This window comes from Streptomyces adelaidensis (assembly GCF_016598475.1).
GTDB classification, from domain to species: domain Bacteria; phylum Actinomycetota; class Actinomycetes; order Streptomycetales; family Streptomycetaceae; genus Streptomyces; species Streptomyces adelaidensis.
On sequence record NZ_JAEMUX010000222.1, the window covers coordinates 1 to 1,588 of the forward strand.

The following is a 1,588-nucleotide window of genomic DNA, read 5'->3' on the forward strand; positions in this document are numbered from 1 at the left end:
GGCTTGTCGGGCAGATGCCCCCGATGGTCAACCCTTTTGCAGCGGGCACGCGTCCTTTTTCCGCGTGTTGACCTTGGGGGTTTCTCATGACCTCGTACACACTTCCCGACCGAATTCGCCAGATCGAAACGGCGCGCGACAATGCGCGCCGCAGCAAGGAAATCGCACAACAGCAGATCCATGCCATTCTTGAATCCGCGCAGCGTGCTGGCCGCTCCAACCTCACACAGGAGGAGGACCGGGAAGTCACGCGTTTGATGGAAGCGAAAGAAGCTTCGGCAATTGAGGCGCGAAATGCTGGGCGCGACCTTGAGCAATTGCGCGCCGTGCAGCTCGAAGAAATCGAGTACGGCAAGAGGGCGAATCAGATCACGCCTACGAATGTGCGCAAGCCTGCTTATGACCGTGTGGCCCGGATCGGCATGGAGGAGCGGACCTACCGGCCCGACCAGGACCCGAACGGCCGGAACTTCCTGACCGACGTTTCTCGTCAGTTCATGTTCGGCGACCCAGGGGCGCAAGAGCGCCTTGCCCGGCACATGCGGGAAGAACAGACGGAGCGGGGCGAGTATCCGTCGCGTGCGGTCGGTACAGGCGCGTTCACAGGCCTGACCGTGCCGCAGTACCTCACCGAACAGTTCGCCCCCGCCACGACCTCTCTACGGCCGTTTGCGGATGCTGCGTGCAACTCTCACCCGCTGCCCGCGCAGGGTATGACCATCGAACTGTCTCGCATCACCACGTCGTCGAGCGCGGCAATCCAGGCGACACAGAACACGGCTGTTTCAGAACAGAACATGGACGACACGGCGCTGTCGATTCCCGTACAGACTGCGGCTGGCCAGCAGACCGTTTCTCGGCAGGCAATCGAGCGGGGTTCGGGCATTGATGACGTGACAATGCAGGACCTTTTCAACAGGGTCGCCACGACGCTGGATTCCACGCTTCTGAACCAGGCATCGACGGGTCTGACAAACGTTGCATCGTCAACGGCTTATACCGACGCGTCGCCGACTGCGGCCGAGTTGTGGCCGAAGATTCAGGGCGCTGCCTCCACTGTCGAAGCAACTCTGTTGAACATGGGCTATGCCACGCATGCGGTTATGCATTCCCGTCGCTGGAACTGGCTCGCTTCGCAGGTCGGCTCCACCTGGCCGTTCGTTTCCACGAGCGGAATGCCGGTCAATGCCAGCGGACTGACGCTCACGAATGAGTACGGCCCGGCGGTTCGCGCCAAGCTCTCTTCCGGCATTCTCGTGGTGGTGGACAACAACATTTCGACGAATCTCGGTGCTGGCACAAACGAGGATGAGATCTACGTTGTGCCGCGCACTGAGTGCCACCTTTGGGAGGACCCTAACGCCCCAATGTTCATCCGCGCCGAGCAGCCTGCCGCCGCATCCCTGGGCGTGCTGCTCGTGGCGTATGCGTATTTCGGCTACACATTTCAACGCTACGGGTCGGGTGCCATGACAAAGGTGGCGGGCACCGGTCTGGTCACACCGACGTTCTGATCACAGAAAAGCCCTGGTGTCCCCTCGTGTCTGCGAGGCGGATACCGGGGCTTTTTGTCTGGGAAGACTATGGT

At 61.0% G+C, this 1,588-nt stretch carries 1 protein-coding gene; it reads left to right on the plus strand.

Annotated features, from left to right (window positions below; all coding sequences use genetic code 11):
* The first annotated feature begins 86 nt into the window (after nt 1–86).
* Nucleotides 87–1,514: a phage major capsid protein gene (locus tag I8N67_RS41430; protein ID WP_200309483.1), complete on the plus strand. Its 1,428-nt coding sequence runs from the start codon at nt 87–89 to the stop codon at nt 1,512–1,514.
* Nucleotides 1,515–1,588: the final 74 nt, after the last annotated feature.

Excerpts from the sequence above, each read along its gene's own strand:
- I8N67_RS41430 (WP_200309483.1), top strand. The coding sequence starts at position 87 with ATGACCTCGTACACACTTCCCGACCGAATTCGCCAGATCGAAACGGCG.